Genomic DNA, 23,460 nt, shown 5'->3' on the forward strand with positions numbered 1-23,460 from the left:
GTCCGCACCCCGGCCCCTTCACTCGCTCTATGCACAGCACTTGCCGTAGGCACCGTTGGAAGCTGGTCGTGGGTCTGGTGGTGCTCCTGATGGCGCTGACCGCCCTTCCCGCGTCGGCGTGGGACGAACCCGGCGTCCCCCAGCCGACTCCGATGCGCGACGCCCACCCCCACCCCGACCCCGACGCCGACCCCGACGCCGACCCTGATCCCCTGGCCGGCCTCGACCTGCCTGACCTCGCCCTGCCCGACCTCGCCACCGACCCCGGCTCCGCACTCGGAGACCTCGCATCCGGCGGCCGAGCCCCAGGCCCGGCCTTGGCCCCGGGGGCACCGGCCGCCGCCGGCGGTCCCCCCTCCGAACCCCTGACCCCTGCCGTCACCAATCCGCGGATGTTCCACGGGCTGGCGTTCGACACGTGCATGACGCCGTCGCTCGACACCATGCGGCGTTGGCGGTCGTCGAAGTACGGGGCGGTGGGCGTGTACTACGGGGGCCGTGGGCGGGCCTGTCCTCATCAGCCCCGGCTCGGGCACCGTTGGATGAAAGAGGTGCAGCGGCTGGGGTGGCGGGTGCTGCCGGTGTATGTCGGTTCGCAGTCGCCGTGTGTCGTCGCGGGCCTCAAGAAGACCTATCGCATCGGCCGTCACGCCTGGCGCCAGGGCGCGCAGGAGGGGCGGGACGCCGTACGCACTGCGCGAGCCGTCGGTATCCGGGCGGGCAGCCCGCTCTATCTCGACATGGAGGCATACAAGTACCGGCAGAAGAAGTGCGCCCGCACGACGCTCACCTTCGTGCGGGGCTGGGACCGGCAGGTGCGCGAGAAGGGCTACGTGCCCGGGTTCTACAGCAGTGCCGACTCCGGGGTGGCACACATGCGTGCCGCGGCGCGGGCGGGGGTGCGGGATCTGCCGGCGGTGATCTGGTTCGCACGCTGGCACACGCGGCCCCGGCTGGCCCGGGAGCCCGTGCTGCGGGGCTCCGCCTGGAGTTCGCGGCGCAGGATCCACCAGTACGCGGGAAACGTGAAGGAGCGGCACGGCGGGCGGACCCTCGTCATCGACCGGAATCTGGTGCACGCGCCGGTGGCCCGCATCAGATGAGTCGCCCCGGTCCGCGGGAGTGGCAGAGTGGAAGGAAGCCCATGGAATGGCTCTCAGGGATGAACCCTCAGGGGTGCGTCCCGCGTCCTCCACCTTCAGGAGGTGGGGATACCACCACTCCTACAACCTGAGGCGGACACCGCTTCGGGACCTGCGGCCGATCCGCGAGGGTAGGGGGCGCTCCTAGCGTGGAGCCATGACCGCAACCATGGCGCCTGTCTGCTCCAGTGCATCGGATGCCGCGACGCGCAGCGCGCCGCGAGCCGCGATGACGCCTCACTCTTCCCACCCGGTGCCGTACGTGCCGGCCGCCCGTTCGGCGCCGTACGCGCCGCACAAGTCGTACCCGTCGTTCGCGTCGTACGTGCGGGCGCGGCAGCCCGTACTGCTGCGGACCGCCCGGTCGCTGACCTCGAACCCGTGCGATGCCGAGGACCTGCTCCAGACCGCGCTCACCAAGACGTATGTGGCGTGGGACCGCATCGAGGACCACCGGGCGCTCGACGGTTATGTGCGCCGGGCCCTGCTGAACACACGTACGTCGCAGTGGCGTAAGCGGAAGGTCGACGAGTTCGCCTGCGACGAGCTGCCCGAGCCGGAGACCGTGGCGGCGGCCGATCCGGCCGAGCACCAGGCCCTGCGCGACGCGATGTGGCGCGCGATCATGAAGCTGCCCGCCCGGCAGCGCGCGATGGTCGTGCTGCGGTACTACGAGGACCTGAGCGAGGTGCAGACGGCCGAGGTGCTCGGAGTGTCCGTCGGTACGGTCAAGAGCGCGGTCTCGCGGGCCCTCGGCAAGCTCCGTGAGGACCCGGAGCTGCGCCCCGCCAAGGGCTGACCGGGACCACTCGCTGATCGATCATTCCCTGGGCTAGTGACATACCGAGTGGTATGCGGTGAGAATCGGCGGAACATTACTGCGCCGTAGCGCCCACCGGGAGGACGCCGTGCTGAGCACGATGCAGGACGTACCACTGCTGATCTCGAGGGTCCTGACCCATGGGTCGACGATCCACGGCACTTCCCAGGTGACGACCTGGACCGGTGAGAGCGGGCCGCAACGGCGGAGCTTCGCCGAGATCGGCGACCGCAGCGCCCAGCTCGCGCACGCTCTGCGCGCCGACCTCGGCATCGTGGACGACGACCGCGTCGCGACCCTGATGTGGAACAACGCGGACCACGTCGAGGCCTACTTCGCGATCCCCTCCATGGGCGCCGTACTGCACACCCTGAACCTGCGCCTCCCCGCAGAGCAGCTGGTGTGGATCGTCAACCACGCGGCCGACCGCGTGATCATCGTCAACGGCTCCCTGCTGCCGCTGCTCGCGCCGCTCCTGCCGTCCCTGACGGGTGTCGAGCACATCGTCGTCTCCGGGCCGGGCGACCGTTCGCTCCTCGACGGAGCACGCCCCCAGGTCCACGAGTACGAGGAGCTCATCGCCGGAAAGCCGGTGACGTACGACTGGCCGCAGCTCGACGAGCGCCAGGCCGCCGCGCTCTGCTACACCTCCGGCACCACCGGCGACCCCAAGGGCGTCGTCTACTCGCACCGTTCGATCTACCTGCACTCCATGCAGGTCAACATGACGCAGTCCATGGGCCTGACCGACGAGGACACCTCGCTCGTCGTGGTGCCGCAGTTCCATGTGAACGCGTGGGGCCTGCCGCACGCGACGTTCATGACCGGCGTGAACATGCTGATGCCGGACCGCTTCCTCCAGCCCGCGCCGCTCGCCGAGATGATCGAGAGCGAGCGCCCCACGCACGCTGCGGCCGTCCCCACCATCTGGCAGGGCCTGCTCGCGGAGCTCACCGCGAAGCCCCGCGAGGTGAGTTCGCTCGGGCAGGTCACCATCGGCGGTTCGGCCTGTCCGCCCTCGCTCATGAAGGCCTTCGACGAGCTCGGCATGCGGGTCTGCCACGCCTGGGGCATGACGGAGACGTCCCCCCTCGGCACGGTCGCCCGGCCGCCGGCCGCGGCGGTCGGCACCGACGAGGAGTTCGCGTACCGCCTCACCCAGGGCCGGTTCCCGGCCGGCGTCGAGGCGCGACTGTCGGGTCCGGGCGGAGAACTGCTGCCCTGGGACGGCGAGTCGGCCGGTGAGCTGGAGGTCCGCGGGCCGTGGATCGCCGGCGCGTACTACTCGGGCCCCGACAGCGAACCGCTGCGCCCCTCCGACAAGTTCAGCGACGACGGCTGGCTCAGGACGGGCGACGTCGGCACGATCAGCCCCGACGGCTTCCTCACCCTCACCGACCGCGCCAAGGACGTCATCAAGTCCGGCGGTGAATGGATCAGCAGCGTCGACCTCGAGAACGCCCTGATGTCCCACCCGGACGTCGCCGAGGCGGCCGTCGTCGCCGTCCCCGACGAGAAGTGGGGCGAGCGCCCGCTCGCCACCGTGGTCCTGAAGGAGGGCGCGAGCGCCGACTTCGGCATCCTGCGCGCCTTCCTCGGCGAGAAGGTCGCCAAGTGGCAGCTCCCGGAGCGCTGGACGGTGATCACGGCGGTACCGAAGACGAGCGTCGGCAAGTTCGACAAGAAGGTGCTGCGCAAGCAGTACGCGGACGGAGAGCTGGACATCACGCGGCTCTGAGCCCGCAGCGCCACGTCTCTGAGTCCGCGACACCACGGCTCCGAGTCCGCGGCGCCAGGGCTCTGAGCCCGCGGCACTACTCCGAGCTCAGAGCTCGGCGACGGTTTCACGTGAAACAGGGGCGGCCCGAACGGGCCGCCCCTGTTTGTCAGTTGTGGGTTTCGCAGTGACCGCTAGTTGGTGCCGATCTTCGCGAGCAGGTCCACGATCCGGCCCTGCACCTCATCGCTCGTCGACCTTTCCGCCAGGAACAGGACGGTCTCGCCCGCGGCCAGGCGCGGCAGGTCGGCCTCCTCGACGGCGGCGGTGTAGACGACGAGGGGCGTGCGGTTCAACTGGCCGTTCGCGCGCAGCCAGTCGACGATTCCGGCGCGCCTGCGACGTACCTGGAGCAGGTCCATCACCACCAGGTTCGGCCGCATCTGCGCGGCCAGCGTCACCGCGTCCGCGTCGGAACTCGCCCGTGCGACCTGCATCCCGCGCCGTTCCAGCGTCGCGGTGAGCGCGAGCGCCATCTCCTCGCGCTCCTCGATGAGCAGGACGCGCGACGGGTGCTGCTCGCTGTCCCGCGGCGCGAGGGCCTTCAGCAGGACGGCGGGATCCGCCCCGTACGCCGCCTCGCGCGTCGCCTGTCCGAGCCCGGCCGTCACCAGGACGGGAACCTCGGCGGCCACGGCGGCCTGGCGCAGCGACTGGAGGGCGGTGCGCGTGATCGGTCCGGTCAGCGGGTCGACGAAGAGCGCGGCAGGGAAGGCCGCGATCTGCGCGTCGACCTCCTCGCGGGAGTGCACGGTCACCGGGCGGTAGCCGCGGTCGCTCAGGGCCTGCTGCGTGGTCGCGTCGGGCGCGGGCCAGACCAGGAGACGGCGCGGGTTGTCGAGCGGCTCAGGGGGCAGCTCGTCGTCCATCGGCTGAGGCTGGGGCCGGATCGCCACCTCGACGGCGCCACCGGGCCCGTCCAGCGGTTCGGGACCCTCGTCGGCGTCCTGGTCGGGGGCGCCGATCGCGTACGAACGCCCGCGACCCTCCGATGACGACGAAAGCAGCGACTGCGGCTGACCGGGCTGGGACTGGCCGGACGGCGTCTGGGGCTGACCCTTCGGTTGCGCCGGCGACGACTGCGACGGGGACTGCGGGTGCGGGCGGGCCGCGGTCTCCGGCTGGGTCCCGGCGGGGTCCGGCCGGGTGGACAGCCTGCGGCGACGGCCGGAGCCGCCGAGCGTGTGCTGCGTCTGCTCCTGCGGGGCCGCCGCTGGCTGCGGGACCTGAGGGGGCAGCGGGACCTGGAGCGACGGGTTGCCGCCGGGCGACTGAACGGGCTGCTGCCCGGTCTTCGGGCCGGACGGACCGCCCTGCGCGCCGGACGGCTGCTTGGCCTGCGGACCGGGCTGCTTGCCCGTCGCCGGGCCGGTCTGGTTCGGCTGTGCGGGCGCCTGCGCGTTCGGCCGCGAGTTCGCCTGCTGGTTCGGAACCGCCGGGTTCGGCAGAGACTGGGCCGTGCCGGGGGCCGGCGGCTGCGGCCGCGACGGGCGCTGCTGCTCGGCGATCTGACGTCCGAAGGGAACGCCCTGCCCCAGCGTTCGTACGCTTATGGCGCGGCCCTGAGTCGAGTTGGGGTCAGCAGACGGGGCCTCCGCGGGGAGGGGCTGCGCGGCGCGGGGCCTGGCACCGTTCTCCGGCGGCAACGCGGCGCGCGCGCCCGGAACCGTCTGGACAGGGTGGGGCTGTGGCGGAGTGTGGTCGTCGGCGGGGTGACGCTGCGCGGCGTCGTGCTGCTCGCCGTCAGCACCCGTACCCGTAGTCATATCTGCGTCGGCGTCCGTGGCGGTGCCCGGCTCGGGCGTCGTCCGGTCGGCCTCCGCGGGCGGCAGCGCGAATACGGTGCGCGCGGCGCCGGCCTGCTCGGCCTCCCGCTCCGGAGCACTGCCGAGAGCGCGGCGCGCGCGGCGCCCGGCGGGGACGTTCTGGCCGGCCTGGGACGCATCGGAAGCCCCCGATGCACCCGAAGCTCCCGATCCACCGGCAGGCAGCGCGGCCTGCTCGGGGTTGCGCCGTGCACGGCGGCCCGAGGACGCTCCGACCGGCACACCCTGCGGCGGCACGGTCTCCCCCAGGGCGGGGGATCCAGCCGCGTGTTCGGCAGCGGTCATCACGGAACCCTCGGTGGCGCCGGGACCGGCATCGGCTCCCGCCGGAACGGCGACCTCAGCCGGATTGGGCCTCCCGCGCCGACGCCCCGTACCGGTCCCGGCCCCCGCGTCACCGGCAGGCGTCCCGCCCGCCGGAGTCTGCGTGGCCTGGGCAGGCAGTTGCCCCTGAGCGCTCCCGGGCGCACCCGCCGCCGCGGACTCCTCGGCCCGCCGCCTGCGCCGCCCGGTCGGAGCGGCAGCCTCCGAGCCGCCGCCCTGCCCGGCCTCGTCGGCACCCGGCACCGCATCCGCGGCACCCGCGGCACCCGCGACACCGCTCTCCAGGAACGAGTCCACCGACGCGCCCGAAGCACGACGTGCCCGCCGCCGCCCGACGCGGGTACCCGACGCCTGCTCGGGCAGCCCCACACCGACCTCGGCACCGGTCTCCGCACGGGCCGGACCAGCCGCCGAAGCGACCTCGACAGCCGTACCGGGAACAGACGTATGAGGACCGGCCGCGCCGACGACACCCGACGGGTCGGCAACCGGAACCGCCCCGGCCCCGCCCCCGATCGGCACCTCGAGCACGTACGCGCTGCCGCTCATCCCGGGCACCACATGTGTCTGGAGCACACCACCGTGCGCTCGCACGATGCCGCGCACGATGGGCTCGTGCACCGGGTCGCCGCCCGTGTAGGGCCCGCGCACCTCGATACGGACGCTCTCGCCGCGCAGCGCCGCAGCCACGACGATCGTCGAGTCCACGTATCCGCCGACGCCGCTCGTCGGAACGACGCCCACGCGCGCGTTGCCGGTGGCGTCGATGCCCGCGACGTCCGCGACGAGGTGGGCGAGCGCGGTGGCCAGGCGCGCCGCGTCGACCTCGGCCTCGATGGGCGGGGCGTGCACGGCGAACTGCGCGCGCCCGGGCCCGATCAGCTCGACCGCCCCGTCGACGCCCGCGGCGACGACCGCGTCGAGCATCACGTTCGTACGGGTCAGCTGCACGTCGCCGGAGTCGAGGAGCTGATAGCCGAGCACGTTGTCGACGAGCGTGGTCATGCGGCTGTAGCCGGCCGCGAGGTGGTGCAGGATCTGGTTGGCCTCGGGCCACAGCTGGCCCGCGTCGTCCGCGGCCAGGGTGGTGAGCTGGCCGCGCAGTTCGTCGAGGGGGCCGCGCAGCGACTGGCCGAGGACGGCGAGGAGCTGCTCGTGCCGGGCCGCGAGCGCCTCGTAACGGTCCTTCTCGCGCTCGGCCAGAGCGGCGATCCGGTCCTTCTCGGCGGAGAGTTCCTCGGTGTGCTGTTCGGTGATCGTGGCGAGCTCGGCCGCGTGCTCCTCCTCGGCACGAGCGGTCTGCGCCTCATGCTCCTCGACGGTGCGGGCGAGCGTCTCCGCGTGCTCCGTGGCGGCGCGCTCCGTCTCCTTGTCGCGCCGGTCGATCTCTTCCGCGTGCTCCGCGACGAGCTCGTCGTAGGGCCGCCGGTCGGTGAACGTCATCACGGCGCCGACCAGTTGGTCACCGTCACGCACGGGCGCCGTCGTCATGTCGACGGGCACCTGCGCGCCGCTCTTCGACCACAGGACCTGCCCGCGCACCCGGTGCTTGCGCCCGGAGCGCAGGGTGTCGGCGAGCGGGGACTCCTCGTACGGGAACGGCTCGCCGTCGGCGCGTGAGTGGAGGACGAGCGCGTGCAGTTCCTGCCCGCCCAGGTCGCTGGCGCGGAACCCGAGGATCTGCGCGGCGGCCGGGTTGACGAGCACGATCCGGCCGTCGGTGTCGGTGCCGACGACGCCCTCGGCGGCGGCACGCAGGATCATCTCCGTCTGGCGCTGCGAACGCGCGAGTTCGGCCTCGGTGTCGACGGTCCCCGACAGGTCGCGTACGACGAGCATCAGGAGCTCGGAGGCGCCGCTGCCGTAGCTCCCGCTCCCGTACGAGCTGTTGCCGTAGCCGTCGACGGCGTCGCGGCCGTCGGCGAGATTGGCGCTGGTGACCTCGACGGGGAACTCGCTGCCGTCGGTGCGGCGGGCCATCATCCGGGTCGGCTTGGTGCGCCCGCGCTCGTCCGTGGTGTCGGGCCTGCGCATCGATCCGGGGATGAGCCGCGAGTCGAACTCGGGCAGCAGATCGAGCAGTCCGCGCCCCACGAGAGCGGTGCCCGGGGCCTCGAAGGCCTCCAGGGCGATGGTGTTCGCGTTGACGACGGTCCCGTTGGCGTTGACCAGCACCAGCGCGTCCGGGAGCGCGTCGAGTATGGCTGCGAGGCGAGCAGCGCCTCGGGATGGCCTGCTGCTCACGACGACGCTTCCTCCCTGATTACCGCACCTTGCCGACCGCGCGAGCCATCTTCCTACGTGGCTCGCGGCATGTCACGGGAGGGAGTCTACGGGCAGAGGTTGCGGTCGCGGCGCCGGATGAGAGGGAGGTCGCACGAGGAACATGTGCCCGTGGAATGAAGATGGGTGGGTGCGCGGCCCCACCCGGCCGCGTGACGGCGACGCATGCGCGGGCTTCTGCCTGTTCACAGGGTGTCCGGAGCGGCGCCGCGCCTTGGCACGTTCCCCACACAATGGCCCGCCCTCGTTCACCGACCGGTCGCGGGCAGCACGGGAACGAGCCCCTGCCATCGCGAGATCTCACAGCCGTTGGTCCTCTTGTAGGTCGCGTCGACGGGCCGGCCGTGCCACGTTCCGGTGACGCGGGCCGTCGCGGGGCCTCCGTACTGCATCGTGCACCGGGCGTCCGACGAGAGCGGCGCGAACGGGTCGTGGCCGTTCGCCGACAGCTCGTCGAGCCGCGCGCACGCGTTCGCGGGTTCCGGATGGGTACCGCCCGAGGGCCCGCACTCCAGCTCGTACGTCCCGTCCCTTCCGTCACCCGTGCCGGTGACGTAGACCCGTAGCTGGTCCTGGGCGGCGGGCCCGGCGAACAACTGGGGGAGGCCGAGCGGCCCCGTGTCGGCATGGGCGGCGGCGGGGACCGCGCAGAGAGCGGCGGCGGATGCGGCGGTGAGGGCGATGCGGCGCAGCAACATGAGGGGCTCCACGAATGAGTGGTGAAGAGAAGACCGGGGAACCGCACCGTCCCGAGCGGTTCCACCGCGTCTAACGCCGGGCGGCCCGCGATGTTGCGGTGGGCCGGGGAACACGAGGACGAACAGAAGTGCTTTGTCTCCAGCCTGGACGCCTAGTACCGTGGGGGCCGATTGGTGACACCGCGCGATGCTGTGTCATCATCTGGACGCACCACTCGCGCTCGCGCGGGGGGTCGTGCTGGAGGCGTCGCCTAGTCCGGTCTATGGCGCCGCACTGCTAATGCGGTTTGGGCCTTAAAGCCCATCGAGGGTTCAAATCCCTCCGCCTCCGCTCCAAGATCCGAAGCCCCGGTCCTGATGGACCGGGGCTTCGGCGTTTCAGACCCACAAGGCGGTGTTTGCCCAGCTCACAAGGGGTGCGGCGAACGGATTTCACATGACGGCGGCAGTCATGTAATGTTCTTCCTGTCGCCGGGAACGGGCCGAAGGGGCCGGGACCGAGACAAAAACAGAACAAGCACTCGTAGCTTAACGGATAGAGCATCTGACTACGGATCAGAAGGTTGCAGGTTCGAATCCTGCCGAGTGCACACAGATGAGAGGCCCCCGGAGAGATCCGGGGGCCTCTTGCGTTATGCGATGACGAGGTCTGGCCATCCGACTTGGCGACCCCTTGGCCTGCGGCGCGTGAGGATCCGGCGCCCCGACAGGCAGGCGGTCGAGGACTGGGCGGCGTCCTGGGTGCTGCTCACGTTCTTTCTCCGGTTCGGGACCATGGTCATGCACGACAGGCCGATGGGCTGGATCGGCTCCGCGTGAGCGCCGCAGTTGCCACCACGGCCGTGAGGGCTGCGGGGGCACTGGGGCGAGACGCGGCGGGCTCGAAAGCCGTAGTGACCTCGAAAGCGGTAGCGACAAGCACAGCGACGGAACTCTTCCCGTCGTGACGGTGTGCCTGACGTCGGCTGTGCCGCCGTCAGTGTGCGAAGTCGTACACGGCCCATTCGGTGAGGGGGACGTAGCCGATTCGTCGGTAGAGGGCGTTGCTGGTGGAGTTGGCCGGGTCTGCGTAGAGCGCGACCTCCTTGGCGCCCGCGGCCAGGGCGGCTCGGCTCACCTCGACCGTCACCGCGCCCGCGTAGCCGCGACCGCGGAGGTGGGCCGGGGTGTAGACGGGGTCCACCCGGACCATGCCGCCGACCGGCGAGGTCATGCCCGCCATGGAGACAGGGGTGCCGTCCGGGGTCTCCCAGAACGTGTAGTGCTTGTCGCCGAAGCGGGTGTCGGCCCAGGTGTCGGCGTCGATGGTGACGTCTTCCCCTACGTCGGCGGCGAACTCACGGTGCCAGCGGAAGAGTTGCTCGCGGTCCTGTTCGCCCACGCGTCGTCCCCGGCCCGCCGGTACCGGCTCCGGTGCGGTGAGCGTGCCGAGGCGGTACAGACGGATCCGTGTGCTGAGTGTCGGCGTCGCGCCCGTGTGCCGCTGCCAGGACTCGGCGAAGGCGGTGGCGGTGTCGTGGGCCGCGCTCACGACGGGCAGGACGAGGCCGAGGCCGGCCAGACGGGCCGCGAGGGCGTCGGCGTCCGCGGGGGTGACGGGGGTGAGGCTCAGGGGACCGTGCCGGGTGCGGCGGTAGAAGACGGCGCGGACCTCGCCCGCTCGCTCCAGGGAGCCGAAGACGGGGGCATCGGCCCTGTACGCCTCCGCGCCGAGCGTTCGCAGTTTCTCGGTCGTCGTCAGCGGCGTGGTGTGCAGAGCGGGGCGGGAACGCAGGAAGTCCCCGGCTCGGGCGAGGAAGGCGTCGACGTCTTCGGTGAGGTGCCAGTCATCCGGTCGCATGCTTCATCGTTTCCGATGTGCTCCCGCTCCGGCTAGAGCGTCAGGAACCAGACGATGATGCCGATCGGTACCAGTGCGCAGGTCAGGCCGGCGGTCAGGAGCGCGGCGGCGAGGGCCTTGAACGCCCTGTGGCGGCTGGGCCCGGCAGGCGGCGAAGCCCGTGAAGGCGGCGATCGCGAGGCACGGCAACGCGATGAAGAGGAAGCCGAGCGCTGCCACGGTCCCCACCCCTGATCACGGCCCCGAACCCGAACAGCAGGAACGTCCCGCAGCCCCGGCGATGTCAGTGCCCGGGAGTAGCGTCCTGGACATGACGTGGTGGTGCACCGGGGTGCGGTGGCGGGTCGGGGGCGGCCCCGCCCTGGGGTGGTACGGGGAGGGGAAGGGGGAGTGCGAGAGTCCCCTCGCCTTCGGGGACGTGCTGGCTTTCCGGGCCGTGGGCGGGCGCAGATGTCTCGGGGTGTGGCGGTCCGGGCGGCGTACGCCGTGTCCGGCGGGTGCGGTGCTGTCCGGGCGGGGGACGCGCGCCCAGTGTGCCGAGTGCGCCGGGATCGACCGGGCGCACTCCGTCGCCGCGGACACGATGGCGGGCGACCCGAGGCCGTACCACGTGTATCTCGCCTGGTTCGGGAGCGGGATGGTGAAGGTGGGGATCACCGGGGTCGGGCGCGGTTCCGCCCGGCTGCTCGAACAAGGGGCCGTCGCGTTCACGTGGTTGGGGCGCGGGCCGCTCATGGCGGCACGGCGGACGGAGGAGTTGCTGCGCAGCGCGCTCGGCGTTCCGGACCGGATTCCGTACGCGCAGAAGCGGGCCGTACGGGCGGCGCTGCCCCCGGCCGGTGAGCGGGCCGCGGAGCTGGTGACGGCGCATGCCACGGCCGTCGCGCTCGCCGGGTGGCCCGAGTCGCTGGAGCGGCTTCCGTGCGAGGTGGTCGACCACGCGGAGATCTTCGGGATCGAGGGCGGAACAGGGACGGGAAGCGGGACGGGGGCCGGGACAGAGGGCGGGGTAGGGGCCGGGCGGCTCGGGGGCGTGGGGGTCGTCGTGAGCGAGCTGGTCGAGGGCGGGGTGGTCATCGGAACGCTGGTCGCCGCCGCGGGGCCGGATCTGCATCTCGTGGAGCGAACGGGGCCTCCCCCGATCGAGCGAAGCCGAGAGCTTGCGGAAGCGCGGCGGCTCGTGGTCGACACCCGGCTGCTCGGCGGGTGGCAGCTGGAGGCGTTGGGGAAGGCGGAGAGAGCGGCGGCGGACGTGGTGTCCTCCGTGCCGGTGAAACCGGTGAAAGAGGCGTCCGCGCTGCAGGGTGGGCTGTTCTGAGCGGCATCGGCCGGCCCGTCCTCCCGCCGGGCGGGGAGAGGGCGGCAGGCTTCGTCGACCGAATGGTCAAGTCTCGCTTCCCGTAGGGCAATGGGGGTGGACACCGTCCGTCGCCGGGCCGCATCGTGAGGGACATGAGTGATCACGGAGTAGCGCCTGTCGGGCCGGAGAGCGGCGCCGGTCCTGCCCGTACTGTCCGGCCCGTGCCCGTCTTCGAACCGCCTTACTACGCCGCCGTGTTCACCTCGGTGCGCACGCCGGGGGACAACGGATACGGAGCGACCGCCGAGCGGATGTCGGAGCTGGTCAGCGAGATACCAGGGTTCCTGGGGGAGGACTTCGCGGCCTCCGAGAGCGGGCTGAGGATCACCGTCGCCTACTTCCGGCACGAGGAAGGGCTCAAGGAGTGGGCCGGGAACAGGGAGCACCGGGAGGCCCAGCGGCGCGGCCGCGCCGAGTGGTACGAGAGCTACTCGCTCCATGTCGCCAAGGTCGAACGGAGTCACGGATTTGAGCGCGGAGAGTAACGCGGAGAGCGGCGCGACGGGCGGCGGCGAGGCGGAGCGGGTCGCCCGGTTCCGGGAGCGGCACGGCCTGGCCGGGATCGTCGACGTGCACACGCACTTCATGCCCGAGCGGGTCCTGAAGAAGGTGTGGGAGTACTTCGACGCCGCGGGGCCACTGACCGGGATGGCCTGGCCCATCGCGTACCGGGAGGAAGAGGAGCAACGGCTCGCGCGGCTCCGGGAGTTCGAGGTGCGGGCTTTCACGTCCATGCTCTATCCGCACAAGGCCGGCATGGCCGAGTGGCTCAACGGGTGGGCCGTCGACTTCGCGCGCCGGACCCCCGGCTGTCTGCACACGTCGACGTTCTTCCCCGAGCCGGGCGTCGACCGGTACGTGCGCGAGGCCGTCGAGGCGGGCACGCGCGTCTTCAAGGCGCATGTGCAGGTCGGGGCCTACGACCCGAACGACGCACTGCTCGACCCCGTGTGGGGAATGCTCGCCGACGCCCGTGTCCCCGTGGTCATGCACTGCGGCTCGGGACCCGCGCCCGGCAAGCACACCGGGCCCGAGCCGGTCGCCCGGCTGCTCGCCCGGCATCCGCGGCTCCCGGTGATCGTGGCCCACATGGGGATGCCCGAGTACACGGACTTCCTCGACCTGGCCGAGCGGTACGAGGAGGTGCGCCTCGACACGACGATGGCGTTCACCGATTTCAGTGAACGATTTGCCGCGTTCCCCCGCGGCGAGCTGGCCCGGCTCGCCGATCTCGGTGACCGGATCCTGCTCGGCACCGACTTCCCCAACATTCCGTACCCCTATGTCCACCAGCTGGAGGCCCTGGAGCGGCTCGGCCTCGGGGAGGAGTGGCTGCGGGCCGTGTGCCACGGGAACGGGGCACGGCTGTTCGGCCTTGCTCCCTCGGGCTGACGCCTCCCTGAGCGCCCGCTGTGCGTTTCTCAGGGAATTCACAGGTTGCCGAAAGCCGGTTCTCAGAGCGGGCGCGCAAGGTGTGGAACATGACCGCGACCTCGCCCCAGGGGCGTACCGAACTGCTGAGGCCGGACGGGAGCCCCGTCCGGGTCCTCGTCGTGGACGACGAACAGTCGATCACCGAGCTGCTCTCCATGGCCCTGCGCTACGAGGGCTGGCAGATCCGCAGCGCCGCGGACGGGATGGGCGCGGTGCAGACCGCGCGCGAGTTCCGGCCCGACGCCATCGTGCTCGACATGATGCTGCCCGACATGGACGGCCTGTCCGTGCTCGGCCGGCTGCGGCGCGAGCACCAGGATGTGCCGGTGCTCTTCCTGACCGCGAAGGACGCCGTCGAGGACCGGATCGCCGGGCTCACGGCCGGCGGCGACGACTATGTGACCAAGCCGTTCAGCCTGGAGGAGGTCGTCGCCCGGCTGCGCGGGCTCATCCGCCGCTCGGGAGCGACCGACCGGCGCAGCGAGTCCGTGCTCGTCGTGGGTGACCTGACGCTCGACGAGGACAGTCACGAGGTGTCGCGAGGCGGGGACGGCATCCATCTGACCGCCACCGAGTTCGAGCTGCTTCGCTATCTGATGCGCAACCCGCGCCGGGTCCTGAGCAAGGCGCAGATACTGGACCGCGTCTGGAGCTACGACTTCGGCGGCCAGGCCAACGTCGTGGAGCTGTACATCTCGTACCTGCGCCGGAAGATCGACGCCGGGCGCGAGCCGATGATCCACACGCGGCGCGGCGCCGGATATCTCATCAAGCCCGCTGTGCCCGTCGCTTCATGAGCGGGCGGCGGCAGCCGCGCAGCCTGCGCAAGCGGCTCGTCATCACGGCTGTCGCGCTGATCGCCCTGGTGTGCGCGGTCATCGGGACGGTGACCACGATCGCGCTGCACACCTATCTGTACGACCAGCTCGACAAGCAGGTGCGCGGCGCCGTCGTCCAGTCGACGGGCGGTCCCGGTCCGGAGCGACAGGCGCAGAACCTGAACTTTCTCGGCGGTCCGAGCAGGCCGGGCACCATCGGCGCACTCGTCGAGTCCGACGGAAGCGTCACCGAGGCCGCGAAGAGTGTCGCCGACCGGGACAACCCGATCGTCCCGCTGACGGGCGCGCAGATCACCGCGCTGGAGAACGTGCCGCAGGACGGGGAGACGCACAGCGTCAGCGTGCCCGGGCTCGGCGACTACCGGATCTCCTCGAAGCCGGGCGGAAACACCGTGGTCGGCCTGCCCGAGACCGAGGTGCAGGACACGCTCAGCACCCTCATCGTCGTGGAGATCAGCGTCACCGCGGCCGGTCTCGTCGCCGCGTCGCTCGCCGGCGCCGCCATGGTCGGCGTGGCCCTGCGGCCCCTGCGCCGCGTCGCGTCCACCGCGACCCGCGTCTCCGAACTCCCCCTGCACAGTGGCGAAGTGGCCCTCCACGAACGGGTCCCCGACACCGAGGCCGACCCGCGCACCGAGGTCGGCCAGGTCGGCGCCGCCCTCAACCGCATGCTCGACCATGTGAACGGAGCGCTGGAGGCCCGTCAGCAGAGCGAGACGCGCGTGCGTCAGTTCGTCGCGGACGCCAGCCACGAGCTGCGTACCCCCCTCGCCTCGATCCGCGGCTACGCCGAGCTCACCCGGCGCGGCCGTGAGGAGACCGGGCCCGACACCCGGCACGCGCTCGGCCGTATCGAGTCCGAGGCCCACCGCATGACCGGGCTCGTCGAAGATCTGCTGCTGCTCGCGCGACTCGACTCCGGCCGCCCCCTGTCGTACGAGGCGACCGACCTGTCGCCGCTGGTCGTGGACGCGCTGAGCGATGCCCGCGCGGCCGGCCAGGACCACGCGTGGCGGCTCGAACTGCCGGACGACCCCGCTCTCGTGCTCGCCGACGGGCCGCGCATCCACCAGGTGCTCGTGAATCTCCTGGCCAACGCCCGTACGCACACGCCGCCGGGCACCACCGTGACCGCGCGCGTGCACCGGCACGGGCCGTGGGTCTGCCTGGACGTCCAGGACAACGGCCCCGGCATACCGCCCGAGCTGCTCCCGCACGTCTTCGAGCGGTTCGCGCGAGGCGACACCTCCCGCTCCCGGGCCCACGGCTCGACCGGTCTCGGCCTCGCCATCGTGCAGGCGGTCGCGGCCGCGCACGGCGGCGCGGTGACGGTCGACAGCGTGCCCGGCCGGACCGTGTTCACCGTCCATCTGCCGGCGTGTGCCGAACCCGTCACGCACTCACAGGCGGGCCACAGTCTCACCACACAGGTCTGACAGGGCAGTTGGCGAATGTCGGTGTCATGCGAACCGACTCTTCTCCGGGCACCGACCCCTCCCTGGGGGTGCTGCCTGCACGGGAGCACCTCCCGGCCGGCGTGGGCGATGCACCGGTTCTGGACGTAGTGATCCCGGTCTACAACGAGGAGCGGGACCTCGGTCCCTGTGTGCGCAGGCTGCATCAGCACCTCGTCGGGACCTTCCCCTACCGCTTCCGCATCACGATCGCGGACAACGCGTCCACGGACGCGACCCCGGACGTCGCCGCCGCCCTGGCGGCCGCGCTCCCCGAGGTCCGGCACGCCCGCCTGGAGCAGAAGGGCCGAGGGCGCGCCCTGCGCACCGTCTGGTCCGCGTCCGACGCGCCCGTCCTCGCCTACATGGACGTCGACCTGTCCACCGACCTCAACGCGCTGCTCCCGCTGGTCGCCCCGCTCATCTCGGGCCACTCGGACCTGGCGATCGGCTCGCGTCTCGCGCGCAGTTCACGTGTCGTGCGCGGGCCGAAGCGCGAGTTCATCTCCCGCGCCTACAACCTGATCCTGCGGGGCTCCCTCCAGGCCCGCTTCTCCGACGCCCAGTGCGGCTTCAAGGCGATCCGGCGCGATGTGGCGCGGGTCCTGCTGCCGCTCGTCGAGGACAGCGGCTGGTTCTTCGACACCGAGATGCTCGTCCTGGCCGAGCGGGCCGGGCTGCGTATCCACGAGGTGCCGGTCGACTGGGTCGACGACCCGGACTCGACGGTGCACATCGTGAAGACGGCCACCGACGACCTCAAGGGCGTGTGGCGCGTGGGCCGGGCGCTCGCGGTCGGCGCGCTCCCCCTCGACCGGCTCGCCCGCCCCTTCGGCGACGACCCGCGCGACCGCCAGGTACCCGGCGTGCCCAGGGGACTGGCCCGCCAGCTGGTCGGCTTCTGTGTCGTCGGCGTCCTGTCGACCCTCGTCTATCTGCTGCTCTACTCCGGATTCCGTACGTTCACGGGGTCGCAGGTCGCCAACGCGCTGGCCCTGCTCGTGTCGGCTGTCGCCAACACGGCCGCCAACCGGCGCCTCACCTTCGGCGTCCGCGGCCGTGACCGGGCCGTCCGCCATCAGGCGCAGGGCCTCGTCGTGTTCGCGATCGGGCTCGCCCTGACCAGCGGCTCGCTCGCCGCGCTCGGCGCCGCCTCCGCGGACCCGGCGCACTCCACGGAACTCGCGGTGCTCGTCGCCGCCAACCTCGCGGCGACGGTGCTGCGCTTCCTGCTCTTCCGCGCCTGGGTGTTCCCCGAGCCGCCCGCCCCTGCGTCGCCGCCGGTATCCGGCGCGCCGCACGCCTCCCGACCTGTGTACGACCACGAACTGAGGACCGGACGATGACCCTGCCCCACCTCCCCGCCGACGCACCCGCGCTGCCACCGCCCCCGGCCGCACCGGCCGCTGCGGGCCAGGGACACGGCCGCCCGAAGCAGCCCCCGCTCACCCGGGTCTGGCGCGGCCGGTCCGACGATCCGCGCTGGGCGCGCCCCGCGTTCCTCGGTCTGCTGCTCGTCGTGGCGCTCGCCTACCTGTGGAACCTGAGCGCCTCCGGTTACGCCAACTCCTTCTACTCCGCGGCCGTGCAGGCCGGGAGCCAGAGCTGGAAGGCGATGTTCTTCGGGTCGCTCGACTCGGCGAACGCCATCACCGTCGACAAGCCCCCGGCGTCGCTGTGGCCGATGGCGCTCTCGGTGCGGATCTTCGGCCTCAGCTCCTGGGCGATCCTCGTCCCGCAGGTCCTGATGGGCGTGGCGACGGCGGGTGTCCTGTACGCGGCCGTGCGGCGCCGGTTCAGCGCGGCGGCCGGGCTGCTCACCGTGGCGGCGTTCGCGCTCACGCCCGTCGCCGCCCTGATGTTCCGCTTCAACAACCCGGACGCCCTGCTGGCGCTCCTGATGACCGTCACGGTCTACTGCGTCCTGCGCGGCATGGAGAACGGCCGGACGAAGTGGCTGGTGTGGGCGGGCGTCGCCGTCGGCCTCGCGTTCCTCGCGAAGACCCTCCAGGCGTTCCTGATCCTGCCGCCGCTGGCCGTGCTGTACGCGGTGTTCGCGCCGGGCAGGCCGCTCAAGCGGATCGGACAGCTGCTGCTGTCCGGGCTCGCGATGGTCGTCGCGGGCGGCTGGTGGGTGGCGGTCGTGGAGCTGTGGCCCGCGTCCTCGCGCCCCTACATCGGCGGCTCCCAGAACAACTCGTTCCTCGAGCTGACCTTCGGCTACAACGGGCTCGGCCGGATCAACGGCGACGAGACCGGCAGCGTCGGCGGCGGCGGTGGCGGCATGGGCGGTGGCGGCAGCCAGTGGGGCGAGACCGGCATCGACCGGATGTTCAACTCCGAGATCGGCAGCCAGATCTCCTGGCTCCTGCCCGCCGCGCTGCTGCTGCTCGTCGCCGGTGTCGTCGTCACCTGGAAGGCGCGGCGCACCGACACGGCACGCGCCGCGTTCCTCGCGTGGGGCGGCTCGCTGGTGATGACCATGGTCGTCTTCAGCTTCATGGCCGGGATCTTCCACCAGTACTACACGGTGGCCCTCGCCCCCTATGCCGCCGCGCTCGTCGGCATGGGCGCGAGCGTGCTGTGGGAGGAGCGGGCCAGGCTCACGGCGTCCGCCGCGCTCGGCGTCACGGTGGCGGTGACGGCCGTGTGGTCGTACGTCCTGCTGAACCGGACGCCCGACTACGTGCCGTGGCTGCGCTGGGTGATCCTCGTGGGCGGCGTCGCGGCGGGCCTCGGCATCGCCGTCGCGGGCCGGCTGAACCGTCAACTGGCGCTCGGCGCCGCCGGGGTGGGCCTTGTGGCCGCGCTGGCCGGGCCGACCGCGTACACCATCAGCACCCTCGACACCGGGCACAGCGGGTCGATCGTGACGGCCGGTCCTGCGGGGGCGAGCATGATGGGCGGCCGGGGCGGCGGCCCCGGTGGCGGTGAAGGCGGCATGTTCGGCGGCGGGATGCAGCCGCCGGGCCAGGGCCAGCAGGGTCAGCAGGCCGGTCAGGGGCAGCAGGGTCAGCAGGCCGGCCAGGGGCAGCAGCCCGGCCAGGCCGGGCAGGGTGGCGGCATGGGCCAGCCCCCGACGGGCGGCATGCCCGGCCAGGGCCAGGGCCAGGGCCAGGGCCAGGGCCAGAACCAGGGCACAGGCAACGGCAAGCAGCAGGGCGGCACCGGCACGATGCCCGGCGGCGCCGGCATGGGTGAACGCGGTGGCGCGGGCGGCGGTGGAATGGGCGGGCTCCTCAACGGCGCCCAGGTCAGCGCGAAGGCCAAGGCGCTCGTCGAGAAGAACGCGGACGACTACACCTGGGCCGCCGCGGCCATCGGCTCGCAGAACGCGGCGAGCTACCAGCTCTCCACCGGCAAGCCCGTCATGGCGATCGGCGGCTTCAACGGAAGTGACCCGTCCCCGACGCTCGCCCAGTTCAAGAGCTACGTCGAGGACGGGAAGATCCACTACTTCATCGGTGGCGGCATGGGCGGGATGGGCGGCGGCAGCGGCTCCGCCTCCAAGATCCAGTCCTGGGTCGAGAAGAACTACACGAAGGTCACCGTGGGCAGCGCGACCTTCTACGACCTGACACAGCCGAAGTCCTAGGTCTGCTCTAACTCCTGTCCAGCGACAGATCGGCGACAACCGGGCGGTGGTCCGAGGCGAGAGTCTCGGCCACCGCCGCGTCGCGTACCCGGACGCCCCCGCCCACCGCGACGTAGTCGATCCGCTTGACCGGATCCGCCGCCGGGAAGGTGTACGCCCCCGGGTCGGCCGGTGTCAGCTCCTTCCACAGCGGGGCGAGTTCGGGGGCACCCGGCTCCGCGTTGAAGTCGCCGAGCAGGATCTGGCGGTCCTTGGGCGACGTACGTTCCCCGGCCATGATCCTGCGGGTGTCGGCGACCTGCGCGGCCCGTACGGACGGGTCGGGCCGGTAGTCGAGGTGCGTCACGAAGACCTGGACCGGCACTCCGCGCACCTTCAGCTCGACCTCCCCGAAGCCGGGGGCGGGCGCCGGGACCGGGTTCGGGTCCTGCGTCGACAGGCGGGTGATCTCGTGGTTCACGGCGTTGCGGACCGGATACCGGGACAGGATCGCCACCCCGTACTCGCGGCGCGGCGCTCCCTCCTCGGCCGGGTCGAGGCTGTAGATCGGCGCGAACGACACATGCATCCCGAGCCGGTCCGCCAGCTCTTCGGCGAGATCCCGGTTCTGGCTGCGCGCGTCCCAGTGGACGTCGACCTCCTGGAGCCCGATGACGTCGGCGTGCAGGGCGCGCAGCGCCGCCTCCTGGCGGTCGAGATCGAAGACGTTGTCCATGCCGGAACCGGCGTGGATGTTGTACGTGGCGATGCGCAGCGGGACGGGCGGTGGTCCCCCGGCGGCCTGCGCCTGCGGCGCGGCGGCGAGTCCCCCCAACAGTGCGGCGGCGAGCAGAACTTGCGGTGTGCGGCGGTGCATGGACATCCGACCCCTCACTCGTCAGTTTTCAGGCGGGAGAACGCTAGCGGGTGTCCGGCGCCGAAAAGTGACTTGGCCGCCGCACGGGGGCGGCTATACGGTGTACGACGTCACTCGACATACACCGTACAAGGGGATCCGGACATGACGGCGACGACCGCCGAGAACTCAACGGCCGCCACCGGCGGCGGCCATCCGCAGCGCTGGCTGATCCTCGGCGTCATCTGCCTCGCCCAGCTCACCGTGCTGCTCGACAACACCGTCCTGAACGTGGCGATCCCCTCCCTCACCCGGGAGCTGGACGCCTCGACCTCCGACATCCAGTGGATGATCAACGCGTACTCGCTGGTCCAGTCGGGTCTCCTGCTCACCGCGGGCAGCTCGGCCGACCGCTACGGACGCAAGAAGATGCTCGCGGCCGGGCTCGTCCTGTTCGGCGCCGGATCGCTGGTCGCCGGACTCGCCCAGTCCACCGGACAGTTGATCGCCGCGCGTGCCGGCATGGGTGTCGGCGGCGCGCTCCTGATGACCACCACGCTCGCCGTCGTCGTACAGATCTTCGACGACACGGAGCGCGTCAGGGCGATCGGTCTGTGGGCCACCGTGAACTCTCTCGGCTTCGCCGCGGGCCCGCTCATCGGCGGCGTCATGCTCGACCACTTCTGGTGGGGCGCGATCTTCCTGGTCAACATCCCGGTCGCGGTGATCGGCCTGATCGCGGTCCTCGCACTCGTCCCCGAGTCCAAGAACCGGCTCGGCGACCGGCCCGACCTGGTCGGCGCGCTCCTGTCCACGGTCGGTATGACGGGCGTGGTCTACGCGATCATCTCGGGCCCGCAGCACGGCTGGACGTCCGCGCACGTCGGCTTCTCCGCGCTGGTCGGCCTCGTGGTCCTGGCCGCGTTCGTCGTGTGGGAGCTGCGGATCCCGTACCCGATGCTGGACATGCACTTCTTCCGCAACCAGCAGTTCACCGGGGCCGTCGCCGGCGCGATCCTGGTCGCCTTCGGCATGGGCGGCTCGCTCTTCCTGCTCACCCAGCACCTCCAGTTCGTGCTCGGCTACGGAGCCCTGGAGGCCGGTCTGCGCACGGCGCCCATGGCCCTGACGGTCGTCGTCCTCAACCTCACCGGCGTCGGCGCGCGCATCCTGCCGAAGCTCGGCACTCCCGCGACCATCGCCACCGGCATGTCGTGCCTCGCGGCCGGCCTCGCCGCGATCGCGCTGCTCGGCGGGGACTCGTACGGGGGCATGCTGCTCGGCCTCGTCGTGATGGGCGCGGGCATCTCCGTCGCCATGCCCGCCATGGCGAACGCCATCATGAGCGCGATCCCGCCGGAGAAGGCGGGCGTCGGTGCCGGAGTCAACGGCACGCTCGCCGAGTTCGGCAACGGTCTCGGTGTGGCCGTCCTCGGTGCCGTGCTGAACTCCCGGTTCGCCGCGCTCGTATCCGTCTCCGCGGCCTCGCTCCCGGCGGCGCTCGCCGCGGCGAAGTCGGGGGCGGAGCGGGAGCGGATCGCCGACGCGTTCTCCTCGGGCCTGGAGACCAGCCAGCTGGTCGGCGCGGTCGCCGTGCTCGTGGGCGGCCTCCTCGCCGCGGCGTTGCTCAGGAGGGCGGAGCGGGCAGACTCAGCGGTGAAGGCCGCGGCGTAGCTGCACTTAGCATCGGTGGTGGCGGACCGGGCCCTTCCGGTCCGCTGCCGGAACCGGGCCGGTACGAGGACTTTGGGAAGGTGCGCCATGGCGAAGGCAGCCGACCGTGCGGGACGTCCGGCGCGGACGAGCGTCTGGCTGGAGGGCAAGACGCCGCGTACCCGCCGGAGCGAGGCGCCCAGCACGCTCGACCGGGAGCGAATCACCGCGGCCACCGTGAAACTCCTCGACGCCGAGGGCCTCGCCAAGTTCTCGATGCGCCGCCTCGCGGCCGAGCTCGGCGTGACCGCGATGTCCGTCTACTGGTACGTCGACACCAAGGACGACCTCCTGGAACTGGCCCTCGACCGCGTCTTCGGCGAGATGGAACTGCCCGAGCCCGCGGCGCCGGGCGGCGACTGGCGCACCCCGCTGAGGCAGCTCGCCGGGGTGTACCGCGCGAGCCTGGTGCGCCACCCCTGGACCTCCCCGCTCACGGGCCACTTCCTCAACATCGGCCCGCACTCGCTGGCGTTCTCGCGCCAGGTGCAGCGCATCATCGAGGACACCGGCCTCGACCTGCAGGGCCAGCGGGGCGCGATCGCCGCCGTCTTCCAGTTCGTGTACGGGTACGGGACCATCGAGGGCCACTTCGTACAGCGCTGCGCGGACGCCGGGATGACCCAGGACGAGTACTACCACCACGCGATGGGCGCCTTCGGCGAGCTGGCTCCGGAGATGGCCGAGGACTACGAGAACGCGCGGGCGCTGATGGCGGGCACCGAGGGCCACAAGGTGGAGGACATCCGCGAGGCCGATTTCCAGGTGGCGCTCGACCTGCTGGTGGCCGGCATCGACACGATGGTCGCGGCCCGGCGGCAGCCCTCGCGCTAGAGCGTGTGCCGGGCCGGGTGCTCAGGCCAGGCGCGCCGGGAATCCGCCGGTCGCCACGGGTCCCCACCGCTCGGGTGTGATCCGGATGATGGACTTGCCCTGTTTGAGCATCGCTGCGCGGGCCCCTTTTTTTTGCGTCTCTCGCGCTGCTTCGCAGGCTTCGGGGCGCTGCGTCGGGCTCCGTCCGCCGTTGGTTACTCGCTCGGGGCGAGAGCCGCTGGGAATCCGCCGGTCGCCACGGGTCCCCACCGCTCGGGTGTGATCCGGATGATGGACTTGCCCTGTTTGAGCATCGCTGCGCGGTACTCGTCCCAGTCCGGGTGTTCGCCCGAGATGTTGCGGAAGTACTCGACCAGCGGCTCGACCGACTCGGGTGAGTCGATGACCTCCGCGGTGCCGTCGATCTGCACCCACGGGCCGTTCCAGTCGTCGCTCAGGACGACCACGCTCACCCGCGGATTCCGCTTGGCGTTACGGGTCTTGGCGCGTTCGGGATAGGTGGAGACGACGATCCGCCCGGAGTCGTCGACCCCGCAGGTCAGGGGGGAGGCCTGCGGGGTTCCGTCGGTGCGGGCGGTCAGCAGGAGCGCGCGGTGGCGCGGGCGGACGAAGTCGAGCAACTCGTCCAGGGAGACACGGGTGTTGGTCGCGATGCTGGGTGCCATGTCCCGCACCCTACGACGGTC

General features: G+C 71.8%; 18 protein-coding genes, 2 tRNA genes and 1 pseudogene. 15 read left to right on the plus strand and 6 right to left on the minus strand.

The genetic code is table 11. The features are described from left to right. Window positions 1-29 precede the first annotated feature (29 nt). The 3 genes from OHO83_RS23905 (at window position 30) to OHO83_RS23915 (ending at window position 3,700) form a co-directional block, all read left to right on the plus strand. Window positions 30-1,103, plus strand: a complete 1,074-nt coding sequence (locus OHO83_RS23905) for a glycoside hydrolase domain-containing protein (protein WP_266672207.1) — start codon at window positions 30-32, stop codon at window positions 1,101-1,103. 196 nt (window positions 1,104-1,299) lie between these two features. Next, entirely contained in the window at window positions 1,300-1,941 is a 642-nt protein-coding gene (locus tag OHO83_RS23910) for a SigE family RNA polymerase sigma factor (RefSeq protein ID WP_266672205.1), read from the plus strand. Between the two features lie 109 nt (window positions 1,942-2,050). Then, a complete protein-coding gene (locus OHO83_RS23915; RefSeq protein WP_266672203.1) occupies window positions 2,051-3,700 on the plus strand; it encodes a long-chain fatty acid--CoA ligase in 1,650 nt (549 codons plus the stop codon). A gap of 173 nt (window positions 3,701-3,873) precedes the next feature. Here OHO83_RS23915 and OHO83_RS23920 read toward each other — a convergent pair whose 3' ends face one another. Beyond that, complete coding sequence (locus OHO83_RS23920) at window positions 3,874-8,133, minus strand: PAS domain-containing hybrid sensor histidine kinase/response regulator (RefSeq protein WP_266672201.1); 4,260 nt, start codon at window positions 8,131-8,133, stop codon at window positions 3,874-3,876. 287 nt (window positions 8,134-8,420) lie between these two features. After that, window positions 8,421-8,867, minus strand: a complete 447-nt coding sequence (locus OHO83_RS23925) for an SSI family serine proteinase inhibitor (protein ID WP_266676469.1) — start codon at window positions 8,865-8,867, stop codon at window positions 8,421-8,423. A 243-nt stretch (window positions 8,868-9,110) separates the two neighbouring features. Between OHO83_RS23925 and OHO83_RS23930 the strand changes: the two genes are divergently transcribed. The 3 genes from OHO83_RS23930 to OHO83_RS23940 all read left to right on the plus strand — a co-directional run bounded on the left by OHO83_RS23930 (window position 9,111) and on the right by OHO83_RS23940 (window position 9,689). After that, a tRNA-Ser gene (locus OHO83_RS23930) sits at window positions 9,111-9,201 on the plus strand. A gap of 186 nt (window positions 9,202-9,387) precedes the next feature. Continuing rightward, a tRNA-Arg gene (locus tag OHO83_RS23935) sits at window positions 9,388-9,460 on the plus strand. A 97-nt stretch (window positions 9,461-9,557) separates the two neighbouring features. Next, window positions 9,558-9,689 carry a hypothetical protein gene (locus OHO83_RS23940; protein WP_266672199.1) on the plus strand — a complete coding sequence of 44 codons (132 nt, stop codon included), beginning with the start codon at window positions 9,558-9,560 and terminating at the stop codon, window positions 9,687-9,689. Window positions 9,690-9,846: 157 nt separating this feature from the next. Here OHO83_RS23940 and OHO83_RS23945 read toward each other — a convergent pair whose 3' ends face one another. Beyond that, window positions 9,847-10,710 carry a GNAT family N-acetyltransferase gene (locus OHO83_RS23945; protein WP_266672197.1) on the minus strand — a complete coding sequence of 288 codons (864 nt, stop codon included), beginning with the start codon at window positions 10,708-10,710 and terminating at the stop codon, window positions 9,847-9,849. Window positions 10,711-11,020: 310 nt separating this feature from the next. Here OHO83_RS23945 and OHO83_RS23950 point away from each other — a divergent pair, with 310 nt between their 5' ends. From OHO83_RS23950 to OHO83_RS23980, 7 genes are all read left to right on the plus strand, one after another. Beyond that, complete coding sequence (locus tag OHO83_RS23950) at window positions 11,021-12,028, plus strand: DUF2797 domain-containing protein (protein ID WP_266672195.1); 1,008 nt, start codon at window positions 11,021-11,023, stop codon at window positions 12,026-12,028. 203 nt (window positions 12,029-12,231) lie between these two features. After that, on the plus strand, window positions 12,232-12,555 hold the full coding sequence (locus OHO83_RS23955; protein ID WP_266672193.1) for an antibiotic biosynthesis monooxygenase family protein: 324 nt from the start codon (window positions 12,232-12,234) through the stop codon (window positions 12,553-12,555). Then, on the plus strand, window positions 12,509-13,462 hold the full coding sequence (locus OHO83_RS23960; protein WP_389568058.1) for an amidohydrolase family protein: 954 nt from the start codon (window positions 12,509-12,511) through the stop codon (window positions 13,460-13,462). The genes OHO83_RS23955 and OHO83_RS23960 overlap by 47 nt, the downstream gene beginning before the upstream one ends. A gap of 89 nt (window positions 13,463-13,551) precedes the next feature. Next, a complete protein-coding gene (locus tag OHO83_RS23965; protein ID WP_227295892.1) occupies window positions 13,552-14,301 on the plus strand; it encodes a response regulator transcription factor in 750 nt (249 codons plus the stop codon). After that, the gene (locus OHO83_RS23970; protein WP_266672190.1) at window positions 14,298-15,779 is read left to right on the plus strand and encodes a sensor histidine kinase; all 1,482 of its coding nucleotides are present in this window, start codon (window positions 14,298-14,300) and stop codon (window positions 15,777-15,779) included. The genes OHO83_RS23965 and OHO83_RS23970 overlap by 4 nt, the downstream gene beginning before the upstream one ends. Window positions 15,780-15,805: 26 nt before the next feature. Further along, window positions 15,806-17,143, plus strand: coding sequence for a bifunctional glycosyltransferase family 2/GtrA family protein (locus OHO83_RS23975; protein ID WP_266672188.1), 1,338 nt, complete (start codon window positions 15,806-15,808; stop codon window positions 17,141-17,143). After that, window positions 17,140-19,392 (plus strand): ArnT family glycosyltransferase, encoded by a 2,253-nt coding sequence (locus OHO83_RS23980; protein WP_266672186.1) that lies wholly within the window; start codon window positions 17,140-17,142, stop codon window positions 19,390-19,392. The genes OHO83_RS23975 and OHO83_RS23980 overlap by 4 nt, the downstream gene beginning before the upstream one ends. A 7-nt stretch (window positions 19,393-19,399) precedes the next feature. Here the strand turns inward: OHO83_RS23980 and OHO83_RS23985 are convergent, their stop codons facing one another. Continuing rightward, on the minus strand, window positions 19,400-20,254 hold the full coding sequence (locus OHO83_RS23985; RefSeq protein WP_266672184.1) for an endonuclease/exonuclease/phosphatase family protein: 855 nt from the start codon (window positions 20,252-20,254) through the stop codon (window positions 19,400-19,402). Window positions 20,255-20,392: 138 nt separating this feature from the next. Here OHO83_RS23985 and OHO83_RS23990 point away from each other — a divergent pair, with 138 nt between their 5' ends. Together OHO83_RS23990 and OHO83_RS23995 are read left to right on the plus strand one after the other, a co-directional pair. After that, entirely contained in the window at window positions 20,393-21,901 is a 1,509-nt protein-coding gene (locus OHO83_RS23990; protein WP_266672182.1) for an MFS transporter, read from the plus strand. 87 nt (window positions 21,902-21,988) lie between these two features. Continuing rightward, the gene (locus OHO83_RS23995; protein ID WP_266672180.1) at window positions 21,989-22,774 is read left to right on the plus strand and encodes a TetR/AcrR family transcriptional regulator; all 786 of its coding nucleotides are present in this window, start codon (window positions 21,989-21,991) and stop codon (window positions 22,772-22,774) included. A gap of 21 nt (window positions 22,775-22,795) precedes the next feature. On the opposite strand, the pseudogene OHO83_RS24000 reads toward OHO83_RS23995, so the two are convergent. Both OHO83_RS24000 and OHO83_RS24005 read right to left on the minus strand, forming a co-directional pair. After that, a pseudogene (locus OHO83_RS24000) lies at window positions 22,796-22,894 on the minus strand (PPOX class F420-dependent oxidoreductase); the annotation flags it as partial. Between the two features lie 74 nt (window positions 22,895-22,968). Further along, window positions 22,969-23,439 carry a PPOX class F420-dependent oxidoreductase gene (locus OHO83_RS24005; RefSeq protein ID WP_266672178.1) on the minus strand — a complete coding sequence of 157 codons (471 nt, stop codon included), beginning with the start codon at window positions 23,437-23,439 and terminating at the stop codon, window positions 22,969-22,971. Window positions 23,440-23,460: the final 21 nt, after the last annotated feature.

Source organism: Streptomyces sp. NBC_00569 (genome assembly GCF_036345255.1).
Taxonomy (GTDB): Bacteria; Actinomycetota; Actinomycetes; order Streptomycetales; family Streptomycetaceae; genus Streptomyces.